We start from the raw sequence: 24,412 nt of genomic DNA, 5'->3' as shown, positions 1-24,412 counted from the left end.
GCGATCGGTCACCGTCGTTGGAAGTGTTAAAACAAATAATTAACCGCAGGGACATTAGTCCTAATATGTGTGTGAGTTGTTAATCTTTACAGGAAAATATGCGCATCGCTACTTGAGAGAACAAAAGCAAAACACTCACGCACACTTACATGGAAAGAGTCTAATATCATGGCGTAGATCGCTTGATATGACCGTAAATAGTGACCTGGAGGAAAACGATGTCTGAGACTTCACCTGTACTGGATGTAGCTGTCCTTGGCGCCGGAACAGTGGGATCGCAGGTTATCCGCATACTGGGGGAGCAAGCTGAAGAACTTGCAGCACGTTCGGGTGCTCGTATGCGCGTAGCATCAGTCCTCGTTCGTCGCCTCGATGCTCCTCGTGATGTCACTATTGATCCAGCTCTTTTAACAACAGATCCAGCCCAAGCAATTGATGGACGTGACATTGTTGTTGAACTTATCGGCGGCATTGAACCTGCGCGCACATATGTTCGTCGCGCACTGGATCAAGGTATTTCAGTGGTGACAGGCAATAAAGCGCTTCTTGCCGCTCACGGTCCTGAACTGTATGAGGCTGCTGCTGCCAATGGTGCCGATTTGTATTACGAGGCCGCTGTTGCCGGGGCAGTTCCTGTGGTCTATGGTCTGCGAGAATCGCTTGCAGGGGACCGTATCACTCAAGTGATGGGCATTGTTAATGGCACAACGAATTTCATTTTGGATGCGATGAATTCTACGGGTGCTTCATATGAGCAGGCATTAGAACAGGCACAAAAACTTGGTTTCGCTGAAGCGGATCCAACTGCCGATGTGGAAGGCTTTGACGCTGCAGCGAAATGTGCAATTCTTGCTTCCTTGGCTTTCCATACTCGCGTCGGTATTGAAGATGTTGCTGTGGAGGGTATCACCTCAATTACTGCCGATGATATGGCACAAGCACGTGAAACAGGACAGGTTATTAAACTCCTTGCGATAGCTGAGCGCCATGTGACAGCAGAAGGAACAGAAGGAATTATTGCTCGCGTTCATCCTGCTCTTATTGGTGCTGATAATCCGTTGTCAACGGTGTCAGGGGCCTTTAATGCTGTGGCGATTGATGGGGAAGCAGCAGGACGTTTGATGTTTTACGGGCAAGGTGCCGGTGGTGCTCCTACAGCCTCAGCAGTTTTGTCTGATCTTGTAGCGGCTGCTCATCATCGTGCTTATGGTGGTCATGCGCCGCGTGAATCTGTGTATGCGCAATTACCGATTCTTGAACCTGGTCTGGCTCATACCCGTTATCACATGCGTATTGAAGTGGAAGATCGTGTGGGGGTTCTTGCTGAAGTTGCCGGCGTGTGCGCACGTTATGGTGTATCAATTCAGTCGGTGAATCAACGCTATGACTCTGCTGATGCATGTACGGCAATTACTCTGGTTACTCACAGTGGAAAAGAATCAGATTTACGAGCTGTGGTCAATGATCTGAAATGCTGCGACGCGGTACGTCAAGTAATTTCAACATTACGTGTTGAAGGAGAATAGTCCACATGCAATTACGCAATGATTTCGTTGCAGTTCAAGTTCCTGCAACAACTGCGAATATGGGGCCAGGTTTTGACAGTATGGGAATGGCCTTAGATGTGTGGGATGACGTTTCTGTTCATGCAACATCAGGTCCTACAGAAGTTGTCATTGAAGGAGAAGGTGCCGGCACTGTAGAAACCGGTGAAGACAACCTCATCGTGCGTGCTTTGCGTTTTACTCTTGATCGTATGGGAGCGCCACAGGTGGGTATCCGCATGCGGTGTATGAATAGGATTGCGCACAGCAGAGGTTTAGGTTCTTCTGCTGCTGCGATTGTTGCGGGTTGCGGTCTTGCTCGTGCTTTAGTTGGTGATCCAGAGGCACTTACCGAAGCGGATATGCTTGATATTGCAACAGAATTAGAAGGTCATCCTGATAATGTGGCGCCTGCGCTTTACGGGGGTGCCACGATAGCTTGGATGGAAAATGGGCGTCCGGGTATGGTTTCTGTTGGCGTGCCACAGCGCCTACAACCGGTGGTCTTTATCCCAGACTTTGAGCTTTCTACATCACGTGCTCGCGCTGCTTTACCCGCCACAGTGCCGCATGGGGATGCGAGCTATAACGTGTCTCGCGCTGCGCTTTTAACTGCTCTTTTAGGCACAAATCTTGTGGCCTCAGCAAGTGGGGGGCGTATGTCACCAGATTTCCACGAATTGTTGATGATTGCTACAGATGATCGACTTCATCAAGAACAACGACGCTCAAATATGGAACCGTCTTTGGCGCTTGTGGATTGGTTACGTGCAGCCGGTATAGCGGCTGTGGTTTCTGGGGCTGGGCCGACAGTGATTTCTTTGGAATCAGTGCCAGCAAAAATTTGCTCAGATGCGCGAGCAGCAGGGTGGCATGTGGTGAATGTAGGTATTCCTCATCGTGGTTTAACGGTGACACGTGGGCAACTGAAAAGCACGTCGCATGAACGTTAATTGATGCGTGTGCCTCAGTAATAAAAAGAGGGTATTGCAAACAGCGGGCTGACAATTTGAGATGTTCATCCCCAGTGTGCGCGTATGAAATAAAAAGGTAGGGCTTTGAAGAAAAGCACTCCTTTACTTCGCTTTGCCTATGTGGTGCGAGGTATGTTTTTCGTAAAAACGCACGTATTTTGTCATTGTGATGTATTTGTGACGTATCTGTATTTTTGAATATTTTCCTATAAGCAGCACTCAATAAACGTGTGCTGCGTGATTTCCTCCGCGTAGATCGTGAATAAATCAAAGCGCATAAACTGTGAAAAATTCAGATAAAACACGCAAACACTACTCGACAAAGGTGAGTAGTGATGAATGCGATAAGGAAGTTTTCGTGTCCTGCCTTACTCATTAAAAGAAATGATTTGCTGATTTTTGGTCAGAAGAAGGGCTTGACTAAATCGGTCGGGGGGGGGGTAGCGTCATTGATGAGCGCTTTGCGCTTCCCTTTACCACTGTGCGTATGTACATAGATCGAAGCTAGGAAATGACATGAAACAACTGAAACGCTCATCAGCAGCTTTAGCTGCTGGCGCTGCTCTTGCGCTGGGAGTTTTTACTTTGCCCGCTTTCGCTGATGGCGAGCCACCTGCACCGGGACCAGAAGCTGCGGAAGAAGTACAGCCTCCAGCACCTGAGGATTTTGATTCAGGTTCTTCTATGAATGACCAGGATGGTTATGGCAGGGCATCTGATGCCGAAGCAACACACTCATCCGCTGAGGAAGAATTCAGTTCAGGTCCTTCTGTAAATGACCAAGATGGCTACGGTGCTGACTCTGATGCTGCTTACCGCGCTGAGCATGACATTGAAGCAAACTGGGATTCAGGTCCGTCTATGAACGATCAGGACGGTTATGGCCTTAATTCTGATGCTGCTTACCGTGAATCTTTGATGAGTGCAGAAGATGAAGCAACTGAAAGCGACGAAGCTCAGTCTGAACCCATGCAAGCTCCCGAACAAGAAGGAAAGGGCGGTAAGCTCGCGGAAACCGGTGTGGCTGCAGGAGTTATCGGCGGTGCAGTGGCTATTTTAGCTCTCGGCGGAGCTATGGTAGTTGCACGTCGTTCATACATTCGATGAGTGAGGAAGAATCCTGAGGGATTTTTATTTCATTACACTCGCATGCGGTGGTTTTGTTTATGCGAAGCCACCGCATGAGTATCAGTTGAATATGGTTGAAGAAAAAGATCTAAAGTAAAGATTTATGCAAGTAAACCTCGTGTGTAATTTTAGAATATTTAGATATATTAAGGTATAAAGTCAGATTTTTGAAAAATGTCTTTCGTTAAAGTATGCCTTATGTAAAGATATTGCACATTATTAGTCACATGCGATGAATGTGTGCTGTAGTGCATAAAAACCTTCTTTTTGTCGATGTGGACAACAAGGGGGTTATTGTTGCTAATATGTGGACATACAGGTCGAACGTGACCTTGCCGATTGTCGGTAATTCAAGGTGACCTGATTTCATTACATTCTTGGCTTACTATTCTCACAGTGCGTGAGTGTAGAAGCTCCCACATTCCCCTGAACGGGGCATATCCAGATGAGGATTAATCCTTGAGCAATGACACAAGCGCCGCAGTGACTGGAAAAGACCTGCAGGCCCTCAAACTGTCAGAATTAAAAGCACTCGCATCCCGTATGGGACTTAAAGGTGTTTCCACTCTGCGTAAAGGTGAGCTCGTTGCTGCACTTGCGGCAGCACAAGAAACACGTGCCCCCTCTGAAAAGCCTGTTGCACGTCGGCCGCGTCGCGCGGTTTCGATGCCTGAGGCCGAACCGGTTCTTGACCTTCCTCAAGTAGAGGAAAAAACTGGATCAGAACAATCGGTCCGTAAAGGCCGTCGCCGTCGCGTAGTTTCCACAGAATCCGCCGAGCCAGCACATATTACTTTGGATCTTCCGGCTCGCGTATCCCATGAAGATGACGGCGGCGAGCAGCTTCCTGAGCTGGAAGAAAAAACCCAGCGCAGCCTTGACTCTATTGAATTTCCTGAAGGGGACGATACAGAAAACCGTGGTCGTCGTCGCGGCCGGGATCGTCGTCGCGGCCGAGAGCGTACTGATCGGACCGAGCGCCGCGATAACCGCGATCGAACTGATCGGCGTGAGCGTCCCCGTGACAACATGGAATTCCAATTACGTGAAGACGACGTTTTAGCGCCTATTGCCGGTATTCTTGACATACAAGAAAACCATGCTTTTGTTCGTACATCCGGGTACTTACCTGGCCCAAATGATGTATATGTCACATTGGGTAATGTGCGCCGTTGGGGTCTGCGTGCAGGCGACGCAGTTGTCGGTGCAGTACGTCAGCCACGCGAAGGTGAACGTCAACGTCAAAAATACAATGCTCTGGTGCGAGTTGATGCTGTCAACGGCATGACCACAGAAGAAGCTGCAGCTCGACGTGAATTCGGTAAGCTCACTCCTTTATATCCCAATGAGCAACTGCGAATGGAAACCTCCGCTAAGGCTTTCACACCGCGTGTTATTGATTTAGTTGCTCCAATTGGTAAGGGACAGCGCGGTCTTATCGTTTCCCCGCCTAAAGCAGGTAAGACCATGGTGATTCAACAAATCGCCAAAGCAATCGAAGTGAATAACCCTGAAGTACACCTCATGGTTGTTTTGGTTGATGAACGCCCAGAAGAAGTGACCGATATGCGCTCAATCGTTAAAGGTGAGGTGATTGCCTCCACCTTCGATCGACCCGCAGCAGATCACACAATTGTTGCTGAACTTGCAATTGAACGCGCAAAACGACTGGTAGAACTCGGACAAGACGTTGTGGTTCTTTTGGACTCACTGACCAGACTCTCACGCGCCTACAACCTGGCAGCCCCAGCCTCGGGCCGTATTCTTTCCGGTGGCGTGGACGCCTCAGCACTGTACCCACCAAAGAAATTCTTCGGCGCAGCTCGTAACCTCAAAGAAGGCGGCTCATTAACGATTATCGCCTCTGCTTTGGTGGAAACCGGCTCCAAGATGGATGAAGTCATCTTCGAGGAATTTAAGGGCACTGGTAATATGGAACTCCGGCTTTCACGTCAACTGGCTGATCGTCGTATCTTCCCTGCAATTGATGTGAATGCTTCAGGTACACGACGCGAAGAAGTTCTTTTCCGACCCGAAGAACTCCGCATTATGTGGAAACTTCGTCGCGTTTTGGGCACACTTGACCAGCAGAGCGCTTTGGAAATCATCCTTGAAAAGCTCAAAGAAACTCAGTCAAATGCAGAGTTTTTGATGCTTGTGCAAAAAACAACACCGACAGTTGACTAAAGCCTAGGCTGAAGTAAGAAAATACGTGCGAAAGCTTGTGAGGTATCCCGAAAAAAATCGAGAACCTCACAAGCTCACCACTTTTAGACTGTATGTCGGTGTTACGTTTCACTGCGCATGATGCCTTTCTCTGTGGACCTGACGGCTCAAGAGTGGCACAATATCAACTGGTTCCGGTTCACCTCTTGGTAAAGTCCTTGGGGACCCGGCATCCTCGAATTCCTTAAGGAGAACACCATGAAACAGGGCATTCACCCTGAATACGTTGAGACAACCGTTACCTGCACATGCGGTAACTCTTTCCTTACCCGTTCCACCATCACCTCAGGTGAAATGCGCGTGGACGTGTGCTCAGCTTGCCATCCTTTCTATACCGGTAAGCAAAAGATCCTCGATACAGGCGGTCGTGTGGCACGCTTCGAGGCTCGCTACGGCAAGCGTGTGCGCCCCAGTAAGTGACTTTATCAGCGGTGCCGGTAACCACTACGGTTACCGGCACCGCTGCGCATAAGCCTATGCATCATGATTCTTTATCTGTGAGTTCTCTAGCCAGAACAAGACAGCATAACCTTTCGCAAGGGAATAATGAGTCGTGATAAAACACTGCGATCCCTATAACCTGATGAGACTGCGAAAATATCTGTAGACCATACGGGCCGCATGAAATAAAGAAAAACTACCTGCAGCTTACTTGCAAGCGGCATAATTGTATGACGGCACTTTTCCTTCCCAACTTGTTTTTGCCTGAGGAGACATCATTCCTATGCCAGCAACACCTACACCAGAAAGTACTTTTACAGCACTGGAACCGCTGCTGGAAGAATACGCTCAAGTCGAAGCGCAAATGTCAGATCCTGCAGTACTTTCAGATTCTGGAATGTTACGTAAAGTCGGACGGCGTTTTGCTGAACTCTCACGTGTCAAAAGCACCTATGACCGCTATTGCGCGGCCCTCGCCGACCTCAATGCCGCCGAAGAACTTGTCGCAGAAGACGAATCTTTCGCAGAAGAACTACCAGAACTACGTGAAGCCGCGGATAAAGCAAAAGCAGCGATTATTGACGTCCTTGCCCCCCGTGATCCAGATGACGCACTTGATGTAATTCTTGAAGTAAAAGCTGGTGAAGGCGGTGAAGAATCAGCACTATTTGCTTCAGATTTAGCACGTATGTACGCGCGATATGCCGCAACGCAGGGATGGACCGTTACTGAACTTTCCGCTACTCACACTGAGCTGGGTGGATATAAAGACATCACACTTGCTATCCGAGCGAAAGGAACGCCAACCCCAGAAGAAGGCGTATGGGCACACCTGAAATATGAAGGCGGTGTGCATCGAGTTCAACGTATCCCAGTCACTGAATCACAAGGTCGGATTCATACGAGTGCAGTAGGCGTTTTTGTGATGCCGGAAGTAGAAGACGACGAGGAAATCCAGATTGATCCTCATGATCTACGTATTGATGTTTTCCGCTCCTCAGGACCCGGTGGGCAAAGCGTGAATACAACTGACTCTGCAGTACGTATCACCCATATTCCCAGTGGCATTGTGGTATCCATGCAGAACGAGAAATCGCAGTTACAAAACAAAGAGGCAGCCTTGCGCGTTTTAGCCTCTCGTTTAGCTGCTGAAGCACGAGCAAAACGTGAAGCAGAAAACAGCGCCCAACGCCTCAGCCAAGTACGTACAGTTGATCGTTCTGAACGTATCCGTACGTACAATTTCCCTGAAAATCGTATAGCTGACCACCGCACAGGTTTCAAAGCGCATAATCTTGACCACGTACTTGAAGGTGCTTTAGGGCCAGTCATTGCCTCAGCTATCGAAGCAGATGAAGCTGCGCGACTTCAACAGGACCACGTCCAGTGAATGACAGGTCATTTTCGACCGGACATAGTGTGCCTATGCGAGAACTTATGCAATGGGCACGACAACAGCTCACATCTATTGAGGGGGCACAACCAGCGCGTGAAGCCTCAATCCTCATGGAATGGGCTTTAGGGACCGATAATTTGTGGACAGCACCGCAAATCCTTTCCCCCCATACGGCAGAACGTTTTCGTTCCGGTGTGCATCAGCGTCGTGCGCGTATCCCACTGCAACACATTATCGGTCGTATGTGGTTTAGAAATCTCGAACTGTACGCTCGGCCAGGAGTTTTCATTTGCCGTCCTGAAACCGAGGTTGTTGCCGGTGCTGCTATTGATGAAGCTCACCGTTACTCATCCGCAGAGCATGAAATACGTGTTGTGGACTTATGTACGGGTTCAGGTGCAATTGCTTTGGCCTTGGCAACGGAAGTAGAACACGCTCATGTCTATGCTGTTGAGCTCATGCCCACGCCCTATGACACTGCTGCACGTAATATTCATAAATATTGCTTAGAGCACCGTATCCACTTACACCAAGGTGATGCAACAGACCCTCAAGTATTACGCGAGATAGACGGAACAGTAGATGTACTGATCTCCAATCCGCCATACATCCCCGAACGGGAACCCGTGACGCAAAAAGAAGCACTCTACGATCCATCAACAGCGCTATACGGCGGAGGAGAAGACGGTATGGTTCTGCCGCGAGGAATTATTCACCGCGCATGGAACCTACTGAAATCTGGTGGAGCTCTTTTCGTCGAACATGCCACCAGCCAAGCACAGGATATGCGTGAGAGCGCGAGAAGCTGTGGTTTTATTGATGTGCATACGGGTGTCGATCTCACAGGTCGTGACCGTTATCTTTGTGCGCGTAAGCCATGACTGTAAACTATGGAAAAGAAAACTTGCATGAGCAGCACAGGGCCTGGCTGGCTAGGTACACGCATCCAGACAGTGGATACCATGCCAAAGCTGGCACCCACACGTGCATCGACACAGATAAAACGTGAAAAACACACGATAGCCTCACGAGAGGACCAATCGCAATGAGAATCATTGATTCTTCTGCACAGTGGGATGAAGATGTGCGCGACAGCATCGCTGCTGAAGTTACTCAGGGCGAACTTATTGTGATCCCTACAGATACCGTATATGGCATTGGATGCCGGGCCGATGATCCTCATGCGGTGACTCGTCTACTAGCTGCAAAAGGACGTGGCCATCATATGCCACCTCCGGTTCTCATAGCGGATCCAAGTGATATGCAGCGGATAGGTACAAATGTTACTGATGTTGCTATAACCCTTGCACAGAATTTTTGGCCGGGTGCTTTAACTTTGATCGTGCAGGCGCAGCCGGAACTTGGATGGAATTTGGGACAAACCCACGGAACCGTCGCTTTGCGTATGCCTGATTTGCCACTGATGTGTGATTTACTGCGTGTGACAGGTCCTCTTGCTGTTACTTCAGCAAATCTCACAGGACAAGAGCCTGCAACTACCATTACCCGTGCCTGTGAGTATTTTGGCGAAAAAGTAGCAACATATATTGACGGTGGACCATCTGGCTTAGCAATTCCCTCAACAATCCTTGACGTGACCGAAGAAACATTTCGTCCAATTCGTGAAGGAGCCATATCCTTAGAACAGATTATGGAAGTCCTACAAGGCTGATCCAGTGAATAGCAACGATACGAAAAGGGACGGAGGATACAAAGCGGCATGAAGGTTTATATCCTTTTAGCGCTCATCGCAGCCGCTTTAACACTGATCCTCACTGCTTTGGTGCGGTGGTGCTGTCTGCGGTGGGGGATTCTTCCGCCTCTACGTAACCGCGACGTACAATCTGTCCCTATTCCACGCCTTGGCGGGGTCGCAATGACTTTGGCGTTGCTGCTCACGATGCTCCTGGCCAGCAAAATTCCCTATATGACTCCCCTTTTTGCAACGACAGTCCCGTGGGCCCTGATGGGTGGAGCCGCGGCGATGTGTATTTTAGGTGTCGTTGATGATCTGATAGAGCTGGATTGGGTTGCAAAACTTTCCGCGCAGGTCCTTATTGCTGGTCTTATGGGACTTGGAGGCGTACAGCTTGTTTCGTTTCCGATTTTTGGCCTGACAATCGGTTCGTCACGTCTATCTTTAGTTCTGACAATTGTTGTTATCGTCGGCATTATCAACGCTGTGAACTTTATTGATGGTCTTGATGGTCTTGCAGCTGGAATCGTTGCTATTGGTGCGGGCTCTTTCTTCATATACTCCTATATTTTGACCAGAATTATGGGAGCACCTTCCTATGCGACCACTGCTTCGATGACCGTAGTGATTTTAATGGGCGTATGCGTTGGCTTTTTGTGGTACAACTTCCATCCCTCATCCATCATGATGGGAGGCGGGGCTGAGACTTTAGGTTTGCTTCTCGGCGGTGCAGGTATTGTTGTGACAGGACAAATTGACCCTGCACTTTTGGGAGATGGGCAAGTATTCGTTGGCTTGTTACCAATTATTTTGCCAATTTCTGTCATCCTTATACCAATCGGTGATCTGGTAGTAACATCCATCCGGCGAATGCTCAAGGGGCGTAGTCCCTTCCATGCAGATCGTTCACATTTTCATGATCGATTATTAGCGAGGGGACGCGGGCACCGTGAGGTAGTGGCCATTTTATGGTTATGGACTGCGATTATTGCGCTCCCAGCAGCCGCTTTACTGGTTTTTTCTGTGTATAAGGTTGCTGTGGTTGCCTTACCTGTTCTTGCAATCACAGTGTTTTTAACATTCTACGAATTTCCGTTTTTGCGGGGGAGACGGCGAAAAAACCTCCAGGAGGTACCTGCTCATGACAAGTCATGATGGCAATTTTTTATCTGATGACCACCGGAAAATAACAGCAACTTTGTTGCCGGTCATTGCAAAGGTATCCCGCGTATTGTGGCTTTGTGCTGTATGCGTGATCTGCACTGAGGTTATGGCTGCTTTTCTTGGAAAAGTACATTGGAGTTCACTTGTCTTATCACTGGGAGCTACGTTCTTTTTGGTGGGAATTCAGGTATTTACACTCCGTTTTATCGCACGTGATCCACAGAGGATAGTGCTCGGAATCGGTGCCGGATATATTCTGAAAATTACAGTACTTCTTACCTGCGTGCTTTGTGGGCGTGCCTTGGATCTACATACGTTTTTTATTGGCTTATCAATCATTGTGACAGTGATTATTGTCATGGTCGCAGAATTTTTTGTTTTTATATCACTGAACAAGTCGGCAGCGGGTAACTAAAGGCATTTCTTTTTCTGTTTACCTCACAGTTCTGGAGTCACTTTTCCTCTTTCTTCCTGCTATTATTAACGGGTTGGTTTGGCCAGCTGCGACCGTTTATCGATGCTGAATAACGAATCTGTGGAGGGCATCCTGTCTACTTCGACTGTTACAGAGGCAACGCCTCGTCGCGTGTATAAGACACCTGTCTGGTACTGGGTGCTTGTCGGTATTTTGGTATGCATCATGCTGGTGACAGCAATACCGGCTTTTACCATGGCTCCGCACCAGCCAAGTGTGGAGGATTTTTTCCCGACACCCATCTTTGGGGGAGGGACTGCTTTTTCCTTTAACCGCTTGGCGCTTGCACGAATCATCATGGCGACTCTCCTGTGTGTGGTTGTTGTGATTGTGGTGCGTTCGCGTTCACTTATACCAAGCAGAGGTCAAGCCCTTCTTGAACTTGCCGCTGAATTTATCCGCGGTGACATAGCTATAAATATGCTTGGCCCGGTGCGTGGGAAACGTTTTGCTCCGCTGCTCACCACCATTTTCTTTGCCATACTGTTGATGAATCTTTCGGGTGTGATCCCCGGAATCAACATTGCAGTGACTTCTGTGATCGCTGTACCTATGGTTTTTGCCGCGTGCGTCTATATCACATCTATAGTTGCAGGTATCCGTGCTCAAGGCCTTGGCCATTATCTACGTTCGCAACTAATGCCCCCAGGTGTTCCGAAGATCATGTACGTGATCATCTCACCGATTGAGTTCTTATCGAATTTTGTTATTCGTCCTTTCACGCTCACACTTCGTATCTTGTGCAATATGATCGCGGGGCACTTGATTCTTGCGCTCACATACTTTGGAACGGCTTTGCTGCTTTCTCAGGTGAATGCACTGAGCTCTTTAGGTTTGCTCACAGGAGCTGCCATGTTCATCATGACCTTTTTTGAGGTCTTTGTGGCTTTCCTGCAGGCCTACATTTTCACGATCCTATCCACTGTCTACATTAAGCTGTCCGTCGAAGCACACTGACGGTTCTCTCACCCACAGACACCTTGCCGGTGTCCCGAATGAAAAGGAAACCTACATGGGTATATCGCTTGCCTACATTGGCTACGGCATTGCAACTATCGGTCCTGCTATCGGCATTGGTTTGCTGGTGGGAAAGACTCAGGAAGCAACTGCGCGTCAGCCTGAGGTTGCTGGCCGTTTGTTCACGAATATGATTATTGGCGCTGGTATGGTTGAAGCTCTTGGCCTTATCGGATTCGTCATGCCGATGATTATTAAGTGATGAATACACTGCTCGTTGCTGCAAGCAGCCATGCGGCAGGGGAAAACTCGGTTCTGTTACCGCCGTTATTTGAAGTTTTTCTGTCTGCCTTTGTGCTGCTCATCCTTGTTTTAGTTGTTGGTAAGTACGGCTTACCTAAGATCTATGCAATGCTTGATGAACGTGCACGCCTCATCGAAGAAGGGCTTCACGCAGCGGATAAAGCAAAAGCAGATGCTGCTGCCGCTGAACGTGACCGTGAGGACTTACTTCGTCAAGCAGCGGTAGAAGCACATGCAGTACGTGAAAAAGCTACCGATGATGCACGTAACATTATTGCGGCCGCACGTGCTGAGGCCAGTGCTGAAGCAGCTCGCATACTTGATACTGCTCAACGTCAGATTTTGGCTGAGAAACAAGCCGCTCAAATTACCTTGCGTACAGATGTTGGCTTGCTTGCTACTGAGCTTGCCGAACGCATAGTAGGGGAGCATTTGGCGGATACAGCTCTTACCGCTCGTGTGGTGGATCGTTTCTTAGATGATCTGGAGTCGCGTACAACGGTCACGGAGAATATCTGATGAGTGATCTCACGGAGTTGCTGCCTATCACAGTTCGCACGACACTGGATGATGTCCTTTCGGCTTCGGAAGTGGATGTGATGCGCCTTGCGGAGGATCTTTTCGGTGTAGCTGACATACTCCGCGCTGATTCTCGACTGAGACGTGCCCTGTCAGATCCAGCGCGCACAGTTAGTGACAAAGAGGATTTGGTATCACACGCATTTGCAAGATCAGTGGAATCTTCCACATGCTGTGTTCTCAACTCCATGTCAGCCGTGCATTGGTCACAGCCAGATGTGTTACCAGATATCACTGAAATGTGCGGTATCTACGTGACACTGATGGCTGCCAAACGTGCTGATGCTCTTGAAACCGTTGAAAATGAGCTACTACGTGTTCAAGAGATTCTTTCAGATAATCGTCAGTTGCGGATGAGCTTGTCAGATATGGGCACAGGAACGGCACATGAGCGTGCTGAACTTGCACACGCAATCTTTCATGCGCATCTGTCGCCTTATACAATGCGTCTGATTCGTCGTGCGGTAGGACGTACTGTACATGGGCGTCTCTTATCGAAACTACGCATGTATGCTGAAACGGCAGCGCTCGTTGATACGCGCGTACTTGTCACTGTGGATGTTGCTGCTCCGTTGAGCCCAGAACAGGCTGCACGGTTACGTAAAGTTATGTCAGAGCGTCTAAAATCTGACGTTACTCTTGCTGTAACGGTTGACCCTCAGGTGATGGGTGGGTTCCGTTTACGTGCAGGAAATGAATCAGTCGATGCGACAATCTCTGCACGTTTAACTGAACTACGACGCGCTCTTGCTGGCTCGTCATCTTTTTAGAATCACCCCGTTTAACAAAAGGAAGACTCAATGGCTGACTTATCCATCAGTCCCGAAGAAATCAGGGCTGCTTTGGACTCTTTTGCCCAGTCCTACCGTCCCTCGGAGGTTGCCACCGAAGAAGTTGGTCGAGTGACGGAAACCGCTGACGGTATTGCTCATGTTGAAGGTTTACCTGGCACTATGGCCAATGAACTTCTGCGTTTCGCAGATGGCACCTTGGGCGTAGCAATGAACCTTGACCAGCGTGAAATTGGTGCTGTTATCCTCGGTGACTTCGGCAACATCGAAGAAGGCCAAAGCGTTCATCGTACGGGCGAGGTCTTATCAGTGCCTGTGGGTGATGGCTACCTCGGCCGCACAGTTGATCCACTGGGTCGGCCTATTGACGGTCTGGGCGATATAACAGATCTTGTTGGTCGCCGTGCTTTGGAATTACAAGCCCCCGGTGTTATGGCACGTAAATCTGTCCATGAACCGCTGCAAACGGGTTTGAAAGCAATCGACTCAATGATTCCTATTGGTCGTGGGCAGCGTCAGTTAATTATTGGCGACCGCCAGACCGGTAAAACAGCGATCGCTATTGACACGATCATGAATCAGCGCGAAAACTGGTTGTCAGGTGACCCCAACAAGCAGGTGCGTTGCATTTATGTGGCAGTCGGTCAAAAAGGCTCCACGATCGCGGCCGTACGTTCAACACTTGAAGCTGCCGGAGCCTTGGAATACACAACAATTGTGGCTTCCCCCGCATCTGATCCTGCAGGCTACAAGTACATGGCTCCCTACACAGGTTCAGCTATTGGTCAGCACTGGATGTATGAAGGTAAGCACGTTCTGATTGTTTTTGATGACTTGTCAAAACAAGCGGAAGCCTATCGAGCTGTGTCATTGCTTTTGCGTCGTCCTCCGGGGCGCGAAGCCTATCCTGGCGATGTTTTCTACTTGCACTCACGTCTGTTGGAACGTTGTGCGAAACTTTCCGATGAACTGGGTGGCGGTTCGATGACAGGCCTACCGGTCATTGAAACAAAAGCAAATGATGTGTCTGCTTACATTCCGACGAACGTTATTTCCATTACCGATGGTCAGATCTTCTTGCAATCCGACCTATTCAATGCGAACCAGCGTCCAGCGGTTGATGTTGGTATTTCTGTGTCGCGCGTTGGTGGTGCTGCACAAATTAAAGCAATGAAGAAAGTCGCCGGTACATTAAAGCTCACCTTAGCTCAGTACCGCTCGATGGCTGCTTTTGCGATGTTCGCTTCTGACCTAGATGCGGTTACACGTCGTCAGCTCACACGCGGTGAACGTTTAATGGAGCTGCTTAAACAGCCTCAGAATTCGCCATATCAGGTGGAAGATCAAGTAGCCTCTATTTGGGCTGGTACACATGGTTTCCTTGATGATTTGGAAGTTTCAGATGTGCTGCCCTTTGAAAAAGGCTTACTACAGCATCTGCGTGCGCACTCAACCGTTCTTGACACTATTAAAGAAACCGGTCAGCTGAGTGATGAAACTGAAGCTGAGCTGCAAGAACAGGTGAGTGTTTTCCATGACCAGTGGATCAGTGCTGGTCGTGGCATGGATATGGCAGATAATGACGAGGTTGAAGCTGAGTTTTCGCGCGAAGAGATTACTCGTTCACGTCCCGGTGGAAAGGCCTGATATATGGGAGGCCAGCAGAGGATCTATAAGCAGCGTATCGCTTCAACGCGTACGCTGGGTAAGGTCTTCCGCGCGATGGAGATGATTGCCGCATCGCGTATCGGTGCGGCGCGTCGTGCAGCGACAGAAATAGGCCCGTATGAAAAGGCACTTTCTCAGGCCGTGGCTGCTGTGGCTGTGCATACAGATATCGATCATCCCCTCACGAGAGAACGAGAAGATACTTCACGAGTTGCTGTCCTTGTCGTTGCCTCAGATCGAGGTATGGCAGGCGCATATTCTGCAACGATTCTGCGTGAAACAGAGAAGTTGCTTGACAACCTACGTGCTCAGGGAAAACAGCCTGTACTCTACACCTGTGGTCGACGTGCTCAGTCATATTTCCGCTTCCGAAATGTGCCTATCGAGCACTCATGGGAAGGCGAATCTGATTCACCTTCACCACAAATGACACGGCACATCGCCTCAGAATTACTGGGACGCTTCTTACACAAAGACTTGGAACAGGCTGTATCTGAAGTGCATTTGGTATACACACGTTTCAAGACGATGGTGACTCAAATTCCTGAGGTACGCCAGATGCTGCCGCTATCTGTGGTGGATGCCCCAAACTCTGATGAAGAACGCCAAAAAGAGCGTGGTTTTTCTGATGAACCAGATCAGGCTTTCCCAGAGTATGAATTTGTGCCATCTGCTGAAAGGGTTCTGGATGCTGTTCTTCCACTGTATGTGGAGAGCCGTATTCACAACGTTTTGTTGCAATCAGCAGCTTCTGAACTTGCGGCTCGTCAGCGTGCTATGCACACCGCAACAGATAACGCTGAAGAACTCATTACGAAATACACGCGCCTGGCCAACTCGGCCCGTCAGGCGGAGATCACGCAAGAAATTAGCGAGATCGTCGGTGGGGCCGACGCTTTGGTTCAGGGCTGAAAGCCCACGGTCATGGAGAGAGAAGATATGTCACATACATCCACTGGCGGTCAAGGGCGCGTCGCGCGAGTCGTCGGCCCTGTTGTCGATGTTGAATTCCCGCCAGACAATATTCCGCCTTTATACAACGCACTGCATGTTGACGTTGATTTGTCAGGTCAAGGAGATGCCGCCGGCACCTTCACAATGACCCTTGAGGTCGCTCAACACTTGGGTGATAATTTGGTGCGCACAATCGCGTTAAAACCCACAGACGGTCTTGTGCGTGGTGCTCTTGTGACAGACACAGGATCCCCGATTACCGTTCCCGTTGGTGACGTGACCAAAGGACATGTATTTAATGTGACCGGTGAGCCTTTGAATCTCAAAGAAGGCGAAACACTGGAAATCACCGAACGCTGGCCAATTCACCGTCAGCCTCCGGCTTTTGACCAGCTGGAAGCTCGAACAAAAATGTTCGAGACAGGTATTAAAGTCATTGACCTACTCACACCCTATGTGCAGGGCGGAAAGATTGGTCTTTTCGGTGGCGCTGGTGTCGGTAAAACCGTTCTGATTCAGGAAATGATTCAGCGAGTTGCTCAAGATCACGGTGGCGTGTCGGTTTTTGCTGGCGTTGGTGAACGTACTCGTGAAGGTAATGACCTCATTCATGAAATGGAAGAAGCTGGTGTCTTTGACAAAACAGCTTTGGTCTTTGGTCAGATGGATGAGCCACCAGGGACTCGTCTGCGTATCGCTTTGACGGGTCTGACAATGGCAGAATACTTCCGCGATGTACAGCATCAGGATGTTTTGTTGTTCATTGATAATATCTTCCGTTTTACTCAGGCAGGTTCGGAAGTATCAACTTTGCTTGGTCGTATGCCCTCTGCTGTGGGCTACCAGCCAAATCTCGCTGATGAAATGGGTCAATTGCAGGAACGTATTACATCTGCTGGTGGGCATTCCATTACCTCACTTCAAGCAATTTACGTTCCGGCAGACGACTACACGGATCCTGCTCCCGCCACCACATTTGCGCACTTGGATGCTACTACAGAGCTTTCACGTGAAATTGCTTCTCGTGGTCTGTATCCTGCGGTTGATCCATTGGCTTCAACCAGTCGTATCCTTGATCCTGCTCTGGTGGGACGTGAACACTACGATGTTGCGACGCATGTGAAAGCTATTTTGCAGAAAAACAAGGAACTTCAGGACATTATCGCCATCTTGGGCGTGGATGAATTGTCTGAAGAAGACAAGATTACGGTGGCACGTGCCCGTCGTATTGAACAGTTCTTGTCGCAGAACACGTATATGGCTGAGAAATTCACCGGCGTTCCTGGCTCAACTGTTCCTTTGTCTGAAACAATTGAAGCATTCAAACGAATCGCTGAAGGTTACTACGATGAGGTTCCTGAGCAGGCATTCTTCAATATCGGTGGTATCGACGATCTTGAACGTGCTTGGCACGAATTGCAAAAGGACGCCTGATGACCAAGTCTCATCTACAAGTCGAAGTTGTTTCACACGAGGGACGTTTATGGCACGGAGTGGCTTCGCAGGTTCAAGTTCCTGCAGTTGATGGGCTTCTCGGTATTTTGCCGGGGCGTCAGCCTCTACTTGCTATGTTGGCGCAGGGGCAAGTCATTGTGCATACATCTGAGGGACAACATTCATTCACAGTAGATAACGGGGTTGCCTCTGTTGATTCAGGCTTCGTCACTATTGTGGTAGATCACGGTTCTATTGCTTAGGGAAAGGCGGGTGAAGTTATTCTTCACCTGCCTTTTTCGTTGCGTGTACGAATAGCGGTAACATACAAAGAAAGAATCAGAAGGAAAGAGGTGGAAGGAAAATGAATATTTTCCTAACCGTGTTGCCACGGGTTTTTCTGTTCCTCCTCATTATTGCATTGTTATTATGGATAATTCTTAATATTCGTGCACGTAAGTTATCCAATGAATTCGGTTCTTTCCGATGCTGGGCTCGCCCGGATATTCAAGCGGGATGGACCTCAGGGATCGGAATGTATGGAACCGAAACCTTGACTTGGTATCGTCTGGTTGGTTTTTCCCGTAAGCCTGTGTACACATTGCCACGTCGTGGTTTGGAAGTATCTGCGCCACAGCCTCATTGTGCAGATGGAAGTATTGTTGAAGTTCGTCTTGTTGCAGACGAGGAACGTTTATTCGTATTAATTGAGCCGAAAACGTATAACGGCTTGGTATCGTGGGTTGAATCGGGGCTACCTGCTGAACATCGGTAGCAGCTGTGCTTTTGGGGAAGCTACTGGTAGTCTCGTGCCGTGCGTATTCTTATTGCCACCTGTACGGTTGATTACTCAGGACGTTTAAGTGCTCATTTAGATCCGGCTCCTCGCGTCATTATGTGGAAAGCGGATGGATCAGTTCTCATACATTCTGACGGCGGCTCATATAAGCCTCTGAATTGGATGACTGCGCCATGTGATCTCACTATTACGCTCCTGAATCCTGAAGAAGAAGCGGATAGGGCTACGCAAATATGGACAGTTCAAGCAGCAAAAACGGATGATCGTCTGGATATTCGCATATATGAAATTTTCAGCGATGTATCACATGAACTAGGAATTGATCCCGGCCTTGTAAAAGACGGTGTGGAAAGTCATCTTCAGGCGTTACTTTCGGAACAAATTCCTCAACTTTTAGGAAAAGGATGGGAGCTTGTTCGTCGGGAATATCCCACGCCTGTAGGTCCTGTGGACCTCATGGTTCGTGACCCGCAGGGACTTCCTGTTGCAATTGAAGTCAAAAGACGAGGAGGAATCGAAGGGGTCGAGCAGTTGACCCGATACCTCCATTTGCTTTCACGAGATCCCTTATTAGAAGGGCTCCGAGGAATATACGCTGGACAGGAAATATCGCGGCAAGCACGAACCCTTGCGCACGACCGTGGAATCGAATGTCTGATATTGGATTATGACGCGATGAGGGGTCTCGACGATCCTCATTCACGTCTTTTCTGAATTCGTATGTCATACGTGTTCTTATCGCGCTCAAGCACAGAAAATATGATTCTTTTACACGGGGAGCGTGTCTTTGCCTTATGAAACCTGATAGCTGCCTGTAATGATGAGTCGTGATTCCAGTCATTTCCTGCGTGAAACTCTGCGATTTATGACATAAAAAGAGAGAATAGCACTATGACAATTTCAATGATCCTGCGCGGCCGCATCCTTGTGGATGATCACTTTATTGATGATGGTGTCCTTTTATGTGAGGGGGATCGGATCAAAGCTGTAGGGGAGAGGGCTGATATCGAGAAGCGTTTCCCACAGCTAGTTCCTGATATTGACCAAGCGGATCAGTATGAGGGTACTTTCATACCGGGACTCGTTGACGTCCACTGTCACGGAGGGGGAGGGGAATCTTTCCCCAATGCTGAAAGCCGTGAACAAGCGATGACAGCAATCATGGAGCATCGACGTCACGGGACGACCTCTTTAGTGGCTTCATGTGTGACAGCTTCGCCACAAGTCCTGATGGAACGAGGGCGCTTACTTGGGCAACTGGCTGCTGAAGGGCAACTCGCCGGTGTGCATTATGAAGGACCTTTTGTTTCTCATGAACGTAAAGGCGCGCAAGATCCGACGTATATTGCTCAGCCCGATCCAGAACTCACCCGTCAGCTTATTGAGGTAGGCCAAGGATATGTTGTCACAATGACATTGGCCCCTGAAAAAGAAGGTGCGTGGGGTCCAAACTCGGTTGCGGAAGTATTGATCGAAGGGGGAGCTGTACCTTCATGGGGGCATACAGATGCGGCTCCCGAAGCAGCACGTCACGCCTTAGAGTTTTCGCGTCAGAGCTTGGCTCGTGTCAGTGAAGAAGTACGTCGGTGTGGCCGAGCGACAGTGACACATCTTTTCAATGGGATGCGGCCACTGCATCATAGAGATCCAGGGCCGATTATGGAATTTATCTCTGATGCTGCTCGTGGTGGCGCCATTGTGGAGATGATTTGTGATGGCATTCACTTAAATCCGCAGATTGTTCGCACTGTATGGGAAACAGTCGGGCGTGATTCATGTGTGTTAATTACTGACGCTATGGCTGCGGCTGGTATGGCTGATGGAAGCTATGAGCTGGGATCTCAAGCAGTCACCGTAGCGGATGGGGTTGCTCGTTTGACACATGGCGGTTCCATTGCCGGAGGAACCGCGCACCTGATTGACTGTGTACGTATAGCCGTTCAGGTTGCTCATATTCCTTTGGAAGATGCGATCTATATGGCTTCCGCTCAGGGAGCGACCATTGTGGGCAGTAATGATATCGGTGCTTTACGTGAGGGAACATATGCCGATATCGTTTTGATTGATGAGGACATCCGACCGCTTGCAGTATGGTATAGAGGCGAAAAGGTCGAATGAGTCGACGTTCATCTAAACGTCGCTGGTCTGAGCGTCATCGTGAATTAGATCTTTCACGTATTGCCGGGATTCGTCACAGTGAGATGGGGCCAGGAGGCGTGCTCTATCAAGTACAACAGGTAGCTGTTTCTCAGAAAAGTTACATATGCCCTGGTTGTTCTGGCACGGTACTTGGAGTTCCGCATATTGTGGCCTGGCCTGAGGAAGCTTCCTGGGGACATGAATATGGGCCTCAAGCGCGTCGTCATTGGCATAGTGAATGTTGGCGCAGACGTTTGCGACCGCAGTAAGTGCCTGCAATGAGTAAGATAGCGACGAAGGGTTTCGTCTTGGGCACATTCTTCATATCCTTGATGGGTAGTGTGTGCCTCTCATGTGAGGGGGATTTGTGAAACGCTTAAAGCAGTTCTCTGTGGCCGCCATTGTTGCTCTGATGGCTGTGGTGTGTGTGCTTACTGGGGTTCTCGCTGTGACGGTTTTGCGTCCTTCACAGGAAGTACGCGCCCAAACGACAGCTTCTGCACCTTTTGTGACGACACGTGATGGTGTTTTTACTTTAATTGGTTCATCAGCAACGGTAACTGTTACTTCACCTTCGGGTGGTCCTGTGGCTGTGGCCTTAGGCAGTGTGACAGATGTTAATGGTTGGATTGGCAGTGACGCTTATACGGAGATCATCGGTGTTGCTTCTGATCGAAAAAGCCTGAAAGTAGAAGAACATCCACAAATCCCTCAAGTGCAACACGAAAGGCGCGATACTGCTCAATCAGATGAACAAGAAAGTGCTGCTGAAGCGGAAAAAACCTCAGAATCTTCCGCTGAAAGTACGCAAAGTAGTTCCTCATCTGTAGAGATTGGCCAATCTTTTGATACAGCGCAGTCTGCTTCGATTCTTTCTTCTGACATGTGGCTTCAACAGGCTTCAGGTACGGGAACTGTAAGTTTGGATATTGCCAATATTGGTCAAGGTAAATCTGTCATTGCCTCTGCTGACGGGAAAACGACAGCACTGACTGTGGATATTGTGTGGCATATACAAAGGACAAATTTCCTTGCCTTGTCAGCTTTCTTCATTGCAGGTGTTTTGCTTCTTATCGCAATCATTGCTTTGATACGTCAACTGGTTGCTCAGCGTGTGCCTACAGGAACTGAAAGTGTTGCCCTTGCTTTGGGCATGCAAGAACAAGAAACGAATGCTGAAAATGCTCATGACAATGAAGATCATGAGGCAGTACCGTTCTTTGCTCAGGAGACGGCGGAAACCTTCAAAGAATCAGATCATGAAGGATCTGAGAATGCTGATGAGCAGACCTCGCATATTTCTGAGATTCAAAATGAGGAAAGCTCCGATCAGAAAGTTGAAGAAACGGCAGAGACTTCCGAAGAATCTGTTGAACCTTTTACTGAAAAAGAAACAGAAACAAGTGATGGAATCTCAGATAAAGAAAAGAGTGAACCTCAAGGCCGTCATGCGGGCGCAAACGCAGATGACAAGCCGTACACTCGCGCTCCATCAACTGATACGGGAGTGATCGATCTGTCGGCTGTACGTCCGGGGGCGGTTTTCCCCAGCCGCCGTGCAATACGTGAAGCCCGTGAACGAGGTGAAGAACGACTCATCATTAACGGGCATGAATTTGATACGGGTCTTATTCCGATTCTTCCTCAGGCCGCCGATAAAAAAGAGGAAAAAACTGAAGAATCTTCATGGGCCTCAATTATGACAGCGTGGCAAGACCGTAAAAAGAGGGATAAACGATCATGAGACGTCCACTTGTTGCCACCTTTGCGTGCGTATGTGCCCTTATGCTTTCAAGTTGCGCAGGTCAAGATATTGTGGCGCAACCTGTGCAAACACCTCAATCAGGGCCTGTCATTGAAACGGGCAAGGTCGAAAATATTCTGAAAGAAATACAAAGTGTTGTTGACCATGCAGATGCGACCGGCGAATTAGGTCCATTGAACGAGCGACTTCTTGATCCTGCTTTGCGTATGCGACATGCTCAGTACTCACTGGCACAGTCAATGAATTCAACGGTGACACCGTTAAAAATGGCTGCTGGTGATATTGCTTTAACGGATACAGCAACATGGCCGCGTGCGGTAGTCAATATTGTCAATAATGGGGAAGCATCCTTACCTACTGCATATGTGCTTATGCAGGATGAGGCCCGTTCGCCATACCGTTTGCATTCATGGGCGCGTATTTTGGGGGGAACTACTTTCACAATTGCTTCAGTGAAGAAAGGGTCGCCCACACTTGCTGAGGATTCTCCAGGTTTTGTTAGTACACCAAAAGAAGCAATTGAAGCATATGTGAATATGCTGAATGAAGGTAACGCAGGAAACACTGTTTTTGCTACAGATGAATTTGCCTCAAATTACCTTCAGGATGCACGAACACTTAATGAAGCAGTCCAAGCGGCAGGTTCTGTGAGCGCAAAAGCTACCCTCACAGATGCTCCAATTACAGGGGTGGTACTTGAGGATGGATCTGCACTGGTGGCAGCTTCTTTCACATACACGCTGACCTATGCGAGGACAATAGCTCGATCAACAATGCGTTTAGGCGGAACAACAGCAGCTATTGCACCGCGCGAAGACGTGAACGTGAAAGGGAGCGCAACTTCCCATTACATCGCCACCTTGCTACTGCGAGTACCAACAAAACAAACCGGCGGCAGCATTTCTGTTGTCGGAGCTGAACGAGTCATTGAATCTGTAGACTTTGACGATTCAACCGATCCCGATAACTAAAATTTCACCTCATCCATACAGAAAAAATTGGAGGAACGGTGTCTATTCTTGACCCCTCATCTGCATCAGCGCATCAGCCCGTATCTGATTCTCAGCCAGAGGAAACCCAGTCGGCTCAGGTGTATCTTGAGGTCCCGTTAATTCGAGAAGCTGATGAATCCTCTTTTGATGATGTGGTATCAACATCACGAGCGGTACCAGTCATCATGGTTTTATGGGCAGGACAAGCATTGGAGTCTCGACCTGTTCTGGACATGATGGCAGACCTTACGCGTGAGCGTGCCGGGCAGTTTCAGCTCGTAACAATTGATGTAGAAAAAGCTCCTGCACTTATCCAAGCGTTACAAATACAAGCCTTACCAACGGTTATTGCTTTACTGGGAGGACGACCTGTTCCGCTTTTCCAAGGTGAAGCGACAAAAGAGCAGGTACGCGCTCTGTTGGATCAATTACGAAACGTTGCCGAACAATTGGGAGTTACTGCTCAGGTAGCAGTCAAACCTGAGGATACGCAAGAACCTATTCCTACGGAACATATTCCTGCACGTGAAGCGCAAGAAGCAGGGGATTTAGAAAACGCACGGAAAGCATGGGAAAAAGTTATTGAACTCAATCCTCGTGATGAGGTAGCGAAAACCGAGCTAGCAAAAGTGCTTCTCTTGTTGCGTTCGCGTGAAAATACGGCAACTGATGATCCTCAATCGCAGGCAGATGCTCTTTTTGCCGCAGGGCAACATGAGGAAGCATTTGACATCCTGTTACATGCTCTGCGTGATGCTTGTGATGATGAGACTCGTGACGCTGTCAGAACACATGCATTAGATTTATTCCGTGTTGCTGGTAATACGCCACAGGTGCGTGCAGCTCGTCGTCGTTTAACCACATTACTAATGGTCTAGTTCGATAACTGGCATCATGCTGTGACGGAAAACGGAAGCACGAATATCCTGATTTTTCATGTCATATGACAGTGAATCCATCTGTGGAATTACTATGTGCTCCACAGGT

General features: G+C 48.8%; 25 protein-coding genes. All 25 read left to right on the top strand.

The genetic code is table 11. The features are described 5' to 3' along the window. The first annotated feature begins 218 nt into the window (after nucleotides 1-218). Nucleotides 219-1,526: a homoserine dehydrogenase gene (locus LRP57_RS04400; RefSeq protein WP_231205326.1), complete on the top strand. Its 1,308-nt coding sequence runs from the start codon at nucleotides 219-221 to the stop codon at nucleotides 1,524-1,526. A 5-nt stretch (nucleotides 1,527-1,531) separates the two neighbouring features. After that, on the top strand, nucleotides 1,532-2,497 hold the full coding sequence (gene thrB / locus LRP57_RS04395; RefSeq protein ID WP_231205325.1) for a homoserine kinase: 966 nt from the start codon (nucleotides 1,532-1,534) through the stop codon (nucleotides 2,495-2,497). A gap of 537 nt (nucleotides 2,498-3,034) precedes the next feature. Then, nucleotides 3,035-3,625, top strand: a complete 591-nt coding sequence (locus tag LRP57_RS04390; protein ID WP_231205324.1) for a hypothetical protein — start codon at nucleotides 3,035-3,037, stop codon at nucleotides 3,623-3,625. Nucleotides 3,626-4,105: 480 nt separating this feature from the next. Continuing rightward, entirely contained in the window at nucleotides 4,106-5,833 is a 1,728-nt protein-coding gene (gene rho / locus LRP57_RS04385; protein WP_231205323.1) for a transcription termination factor Rho, read from the top strand. A 237-nt stretch (nucleotides 5,834-6,070) separates the two neighbouring features. Continuing rightward, entirely contained in the window at nucleotides 6,071-6,292 is a 222-nt protein-coding gene (rpmE, locus tag LRP57_RS04380) for a 50S ribosomal protein L31 (protein ID WP_231205322.1), read from the top strand. A gap of 304 nt (nucleotides 6,293-6,596) precedes the next feature. Then, nucleotides 6,597-7,703 carry a peptide chain release factor 1 gene (prfA, locus tag LRP57_RS04375; protein ID WP_231205321.1) on the top strand — a complete coding sequence of 369 codons (1,107 nt, stop codon included), beginning with the start codon at nucleotides 6,597-6,599 and terminating at the stop codon, nucleotides 7,701-7,703. 35 nt (nucleotides 7,704-7,738) lie between these two features. Continuing rightward, on the top strand, nucleotides 7,739-8,590 hold the full coding sequence (gene prmC, locus LRP57_RS04370) for a peptide chain release factor N(5)-glutamine methyltransferase (RefSeq protein WP_231205320.1): 852 nt from the start codon (nucleotides 7,739-7,741) through the stop codon (nucleotides 8,588-8,590). A gap of 164 nt (nucleotides 8,591-8,754) precedes the next feature. After that, entirely contained in the window at nucleotides 8,755-9,381 is a 627-nt protein-coding gene (locus tag LRP57_RS04365; protein WP_231205319.1) for an L-threonylcarbamoyladenylate synthase, read from the top strand. A gap of 48 nt (nucleotides 9,382-9,429) precedes the next feature. Next, the gene (locus LRP57_RS04360; RefSeq protein WP_231205318.1) at nucleotides 9,430-10,560 is read left to right on the top strand and encodes an MraY family glycosyltransferase; all 1,131 of its coding nucleotides are present in this window, start codon (nucleotides 9,430-9,432) and stop codon (nucleotides 10,558-10,560) included. Beyond that, a complete protein-coding gene (locus LRP57_RS04355; protein ID WP_231205317.1) occupies nucleotides 10,547-10,984 on the top strand; it encodes a hypothetical protein in 438 nt (145 codons plus the stop codon). The genes LRP57_RS04360 and LRP57_RS04355 overlap by 14 nt, the downstream gene beginning before the upstream one ends. Nucleotides 10,985-11,086: 102 nt before the next feature. Next, complete coding sequence (gene atpB, locus LRP57_RS04350) at nucleotides 11,087-12,001, top strand: F0F1 ATP synthase subunit A (RefSeq protein WP_231205316.1); 915 nt, start codon at nucleotides 11,087-11,089, stop codon at nucleotides 11,999-12,001. Between the two features lie 55 nt (nucleotides 12,002-12,056). Then, nucleotides 12,057-12,263: an ATP synthase F0 subunit C gene (atpE, locus tag LRP57_RS04345; RefSeq protein ID WP_231205315.1), complete on the top strand. Its 207-nt coding sequence runs from the start codon at nucleotides 12,057-12,059 to the stop codon at nucleotides 12,261-12,263. After that, nucleotides 12,263-12,823: a F0F1 ATP synthase subunit B gene (locus LRP57_RS04340; protein WP_231205545.1), complete on the top strand. Its 561-nt coding sequence runs from the start codon at nucleotides 12,263-12,265 to the stop codon at nucleotides 12,821-12,823. The genes atpE and LRP57_RS04340 overlap by 1 nt, the downstream gene beginning before the upstream one ends. Continuing rightward, complete coding sequence (gene atpH, locus LRP57_RS04335; protein ID WP_231205314.1) at nucleotides 12,823-13,653, top strand: ATP synthase F1 subunit delta; 831 nt, start codon at nucleotides 12,823-12,825, stop codon at nucleotides 13,651-13,653. Before LRP57_RS04340 ends, atpH begins: the two co-directional genes overlap by 1 nt. A 30-nt stretch (nucleotides 13,654-13,683) precedes the next feature. After that, nucleotides 13,684-15,321, top strand: a complete 1,638-nt coding sequence (gene atpA / locus LRP57_RS04330; protein ID WP_231205313.1) for a F0F1 ATP synthase subunit alpha — start codon at nucleotides 13,684-13,686, stop codon at nucleotides 15,319-15,321. 3 nt (nucleotides 15,322-15,324) lie between these two features. Beyond that, nucleotides 15,325-16,254, top strand: a complete 930-nt coding sequence (locus tag LRP57_RS04325) for a F0F1 ATP synthase subunit gamma (RefSeq protein ID WP_231205312.1) — start codon at nucleotides 15,325-15,327, stop codon at nucleotides 16,252-16,254. Between the two features lie 27 nt (nucleotides 16,255-16,281). Then, entirely contained in the window at nucleotides 16,282-17,730 is a 1,449-nt protein-coding gene (gene atpD, locus LRP57_RS04320; RefSeq protein ID WP_231205311.1) for a F0F1 ATP synthase subunit beta, read from the top strand. Then, nucleotides 17,727-17,993, top strand: coding sequence for a F0F1 ATP synthase subunit epsilon (locus LRP57_RS04315; protein WP_442984578.1), 267 nt, complete (start codon nucleotides 17,727-17,729; stop codon nucleotides 17,991-17,993). Before atpD ends, LRP57_RS04315 begins: the two co-directional genes overlap by 4 nt. Nucleotides 17,994-18,094: 101 nt before the next feature. Beyond that, the gene (locus LRP57_RS04310) at nucleotides 18,095-18,505 is read left to right on the top strand and encodes a DUF2550 family protein (protein WP_231205309.1); all 411 of its coding nucleotides are present in this window, start codon (nucleotides 18,095-18,097) and stop codon (nucleotides 18,503-18,505) included. A gap of 39 nt (nucleotides 18,506-18,544) precedes the next feature. Next, on the top strand, nucleotides 18,545-19,243 hold the full coding sequence (gene nucS, locus LRP57_RS04305; protein WP_231205308.1) for an endonuclease NucS: 699 nt from the start codon (nucleotides 18,545-18,547) through the stop codon (nucleotides 19,241-19,243). Between the two features lie 177 nt (nucleotides 19,244-19,420). After that, nucleotides 19,421-20,647 (top strand): N-acetylglucosamine-6-phosphate deacetylase, encoded by a 1,227-nt coding sequence (locus tag LRP57_RS04300; protein ID WP_231205307.1) that lies wholly within the window; start codon nucleotides 19,421-19,423, stop codon nucleotides 20,645-20,647. Continuing rightward, on the top strand, nucleotides 20,644-20,937 hold the full coding sequence (locus LRP57_RS04295) for a hypothetical protein (RefSeq protein ID WP_231205306.1): 294 nt from the start codon (nucleotides 20,644-20,646) through the stop codon (nucleotides 20,935-20,937). The genes LRP57_RS04300 and LRP57_RS04295 overlap by 4 nt, the downstream gene beginning before the upstream one ends. Nucleotides 20,938-21,035: 98 nt before the next feature. Continuing rightward, the gene (locus LRP57_RS04290; protein WP_231205305.1) at nucleotides 21,036-22,412 is read left to right on the top strand and encodes a hypothetical protein; all 1,377 of its coding nucleotides are present in this window, start codon (nucleotides 21,036-21,038) and stop codon (nucleotides 22,410-22,412) included. Then, the gene (locus LRP57_RS04285; RefSeq protein ID WP_231205304.1) at nucleotides 22,409-23,404 is read left to right on the top strand and encodes a hypothetical protein; all 996 of its coding nucleotides are present in this window, start codon (nucleotides 22,409-22,411) and stop codon (nucleotides 23,402-23,404) included. Before LRP57_RS04290 ends, LRP57_RS04285 begins: the two co-directional genes overlap by 4 nt. A 38-nt stretch (nucleotides 23,405-23,442) precedes the next feature. Then, nucleotides 23,443-24,303 (top strand): tetratricopeptide repeat protein, encoded by an 861-nt coding sequence (locus tag LRP57_RS08325; RefSeq protein WP_231205303.1) that lies wholly within the window; start codon nucleotides 23,443-23,445, stop codon nucleotides 24,301-24,303. The last annotated feature ends 109 nt before the right edge of the window (nucleotides 24,304-24,412 follow it).

It is taken from the genome of Schaalia sp. lx-260 (genome assembly GCF_021083645.1).
Classification (GTDB): Bacteria; Actinomycetota; Actinomycetes; order Actinomycetales; family Actinomycetaceae; genus Pauljensenia.
The sequence above is the reverse complement of the archived record's forward strand: the minus strand, read 5'-3'. Positions and strand labels throughout refer to the sequence as shown.

What these genes read in the sequence shown, in the direction of transcription:
- LRP57_RS04400 (WP_231205326.1), top strand. Translation starts at nt 219, where the DNA reads ATGTCTGAGACTTCACCTGTACTGGATGTAGCTGTCCTTGGCGCCGGA.
- thrB (WP_231205325.1), top strand. Translation starts at nt 1,532, where the DNA reads ATGCAATTACGCAATGATTTCGTTGCAGTTCAAGTTCCTGCAACAACT.
- LRP57_RS04390 (WP_231205324.1), top strand. Translation starts at nt 3,035, where the DNA reads ATGAAACAACTGAAACGCTCATCAGCAGCTTTAGCTGCTGGCGCTGCT.
- rpmE (WP_231205322.1), top strand. Translation starts at nt 6,071, where the DNA reads ATGAAACAGGGCATTCACCCTGAATACGTTGAGACAACCGTTACCTGC.
- prfA (WP_231205321.1), top strand. Translation starts at nt 6,597, where the DNA reads ATGCCAGCAACACCTACACCAGAAAGTACTTTTACAGCACTGGAACCG.
- prmC (WP_231205320.1), top strand. Translation starts at nt 7,739, where the DNA reads ATGCGAGAACTTATGCAATGGGCACGACAACAGCTCACATCTATTGAG.
- LRP57_RS04365 (WP_231205319.1), top strand. Translation starts at nt 8,755, where the DNA reads ATGAGAATCATTGATTCTTCTGCACAGTGGGATGAAGATGTGCGCGAC.
- LRP57_RS04360 (WP_231205318.1), top strand. Translation starts at nt 9,430, where the DNA reads ATGAAGGTTTATATCCTTTTAGCGCTCATCGCAGCCGCTTTAACACTG.
- LRP57_RS04355 (WP_231205317.1), top strand. Translation starts at nt 10,547, where the DNA reads ATGACAAGTCATGATGGCAATTTTTTATCTGATGACCACCGGAAAATA.
- atpB (WP_231205316.1), top strand. Translation starts at nt 11,087, where the DNA reads ATGCTGAATAACGAATCTGTGGAGGGCATCCTGTCTACTTCGACTGTT.
- atpE (WP_231205315.1), top strand. Translation starts at nt 12,057, where the DNA reads ATGGGTATATCGCTTGCCTACATTGGCTACGGCATTGCAACTATCGGT.
- LRP57_RS04340 (WP_231205545.1), top strand. Translation starts at nt 12,263, where the DNA reads ATGAATACACTGCTCGTTGCTGCAAGCAGCCATGCGGCAGGGGAAAAC.
- atpH (WP_231205314.1), top strand. Translation starts at nt 12,823, where the DNA reads ATGAGTGATCTCACGGAGTTGCTGCCTATCACAGTTCGCACGACACTG.
- atpA (WP_231205313.1), top strand. Translation starts at nt 13,684, where the DNA reads ATGGCTGACTTATCCATCAGTCCCGAAGAAATCAGGGCTGCTTTGGAC.
- LRP57_RS04325 (WP_231205312.1), top strand. Translation starts at nt 15,325, where the DNA reads ATGGGAGGCCAGCAGAGGATCTATAAGCAGCGTATCGCTTCAACGCGT.
- atpD (WP_231205311.1), top strand. Translation starts at nt 16,282, where the DNA reads ATGTCACATACATCCACTGGCGGTCAAGGGCGCGTCGCGCGAGTCGTC.
- LRP57_RS04310 (WP_231205309.1), top strand. Translation starts at nt 18,095, where the DNA reads ATGAATATTTTCCTAACCGTGTTGCCACGGGTTTTTCTGTTCCTCCTC.
- LRP57_RS04300 (WP_231205307.1), top strand. Translation starts at nt 19,421, where the DNA reads ATGACAATTTCAATGATCCTGCGCGGCCGCATCCTTGTGGATGATCAC.
- LRP57_RS04295 (WP_231205306.1), top strand. Translation starts at nt 20,644, where the DNA reads ATGAGTCGACGTTCATCTAAACGTCGCTGGTCTGAGCGTCATCGTGAA.
- LRP57_RS04285 (WP_231205304.1), top strand. Translation starts at nt 22,409, where the DNA reads ATGAGACGTCCACTTGTTGCCACCTTTGCGTGCGTATGTGCCCTTATG.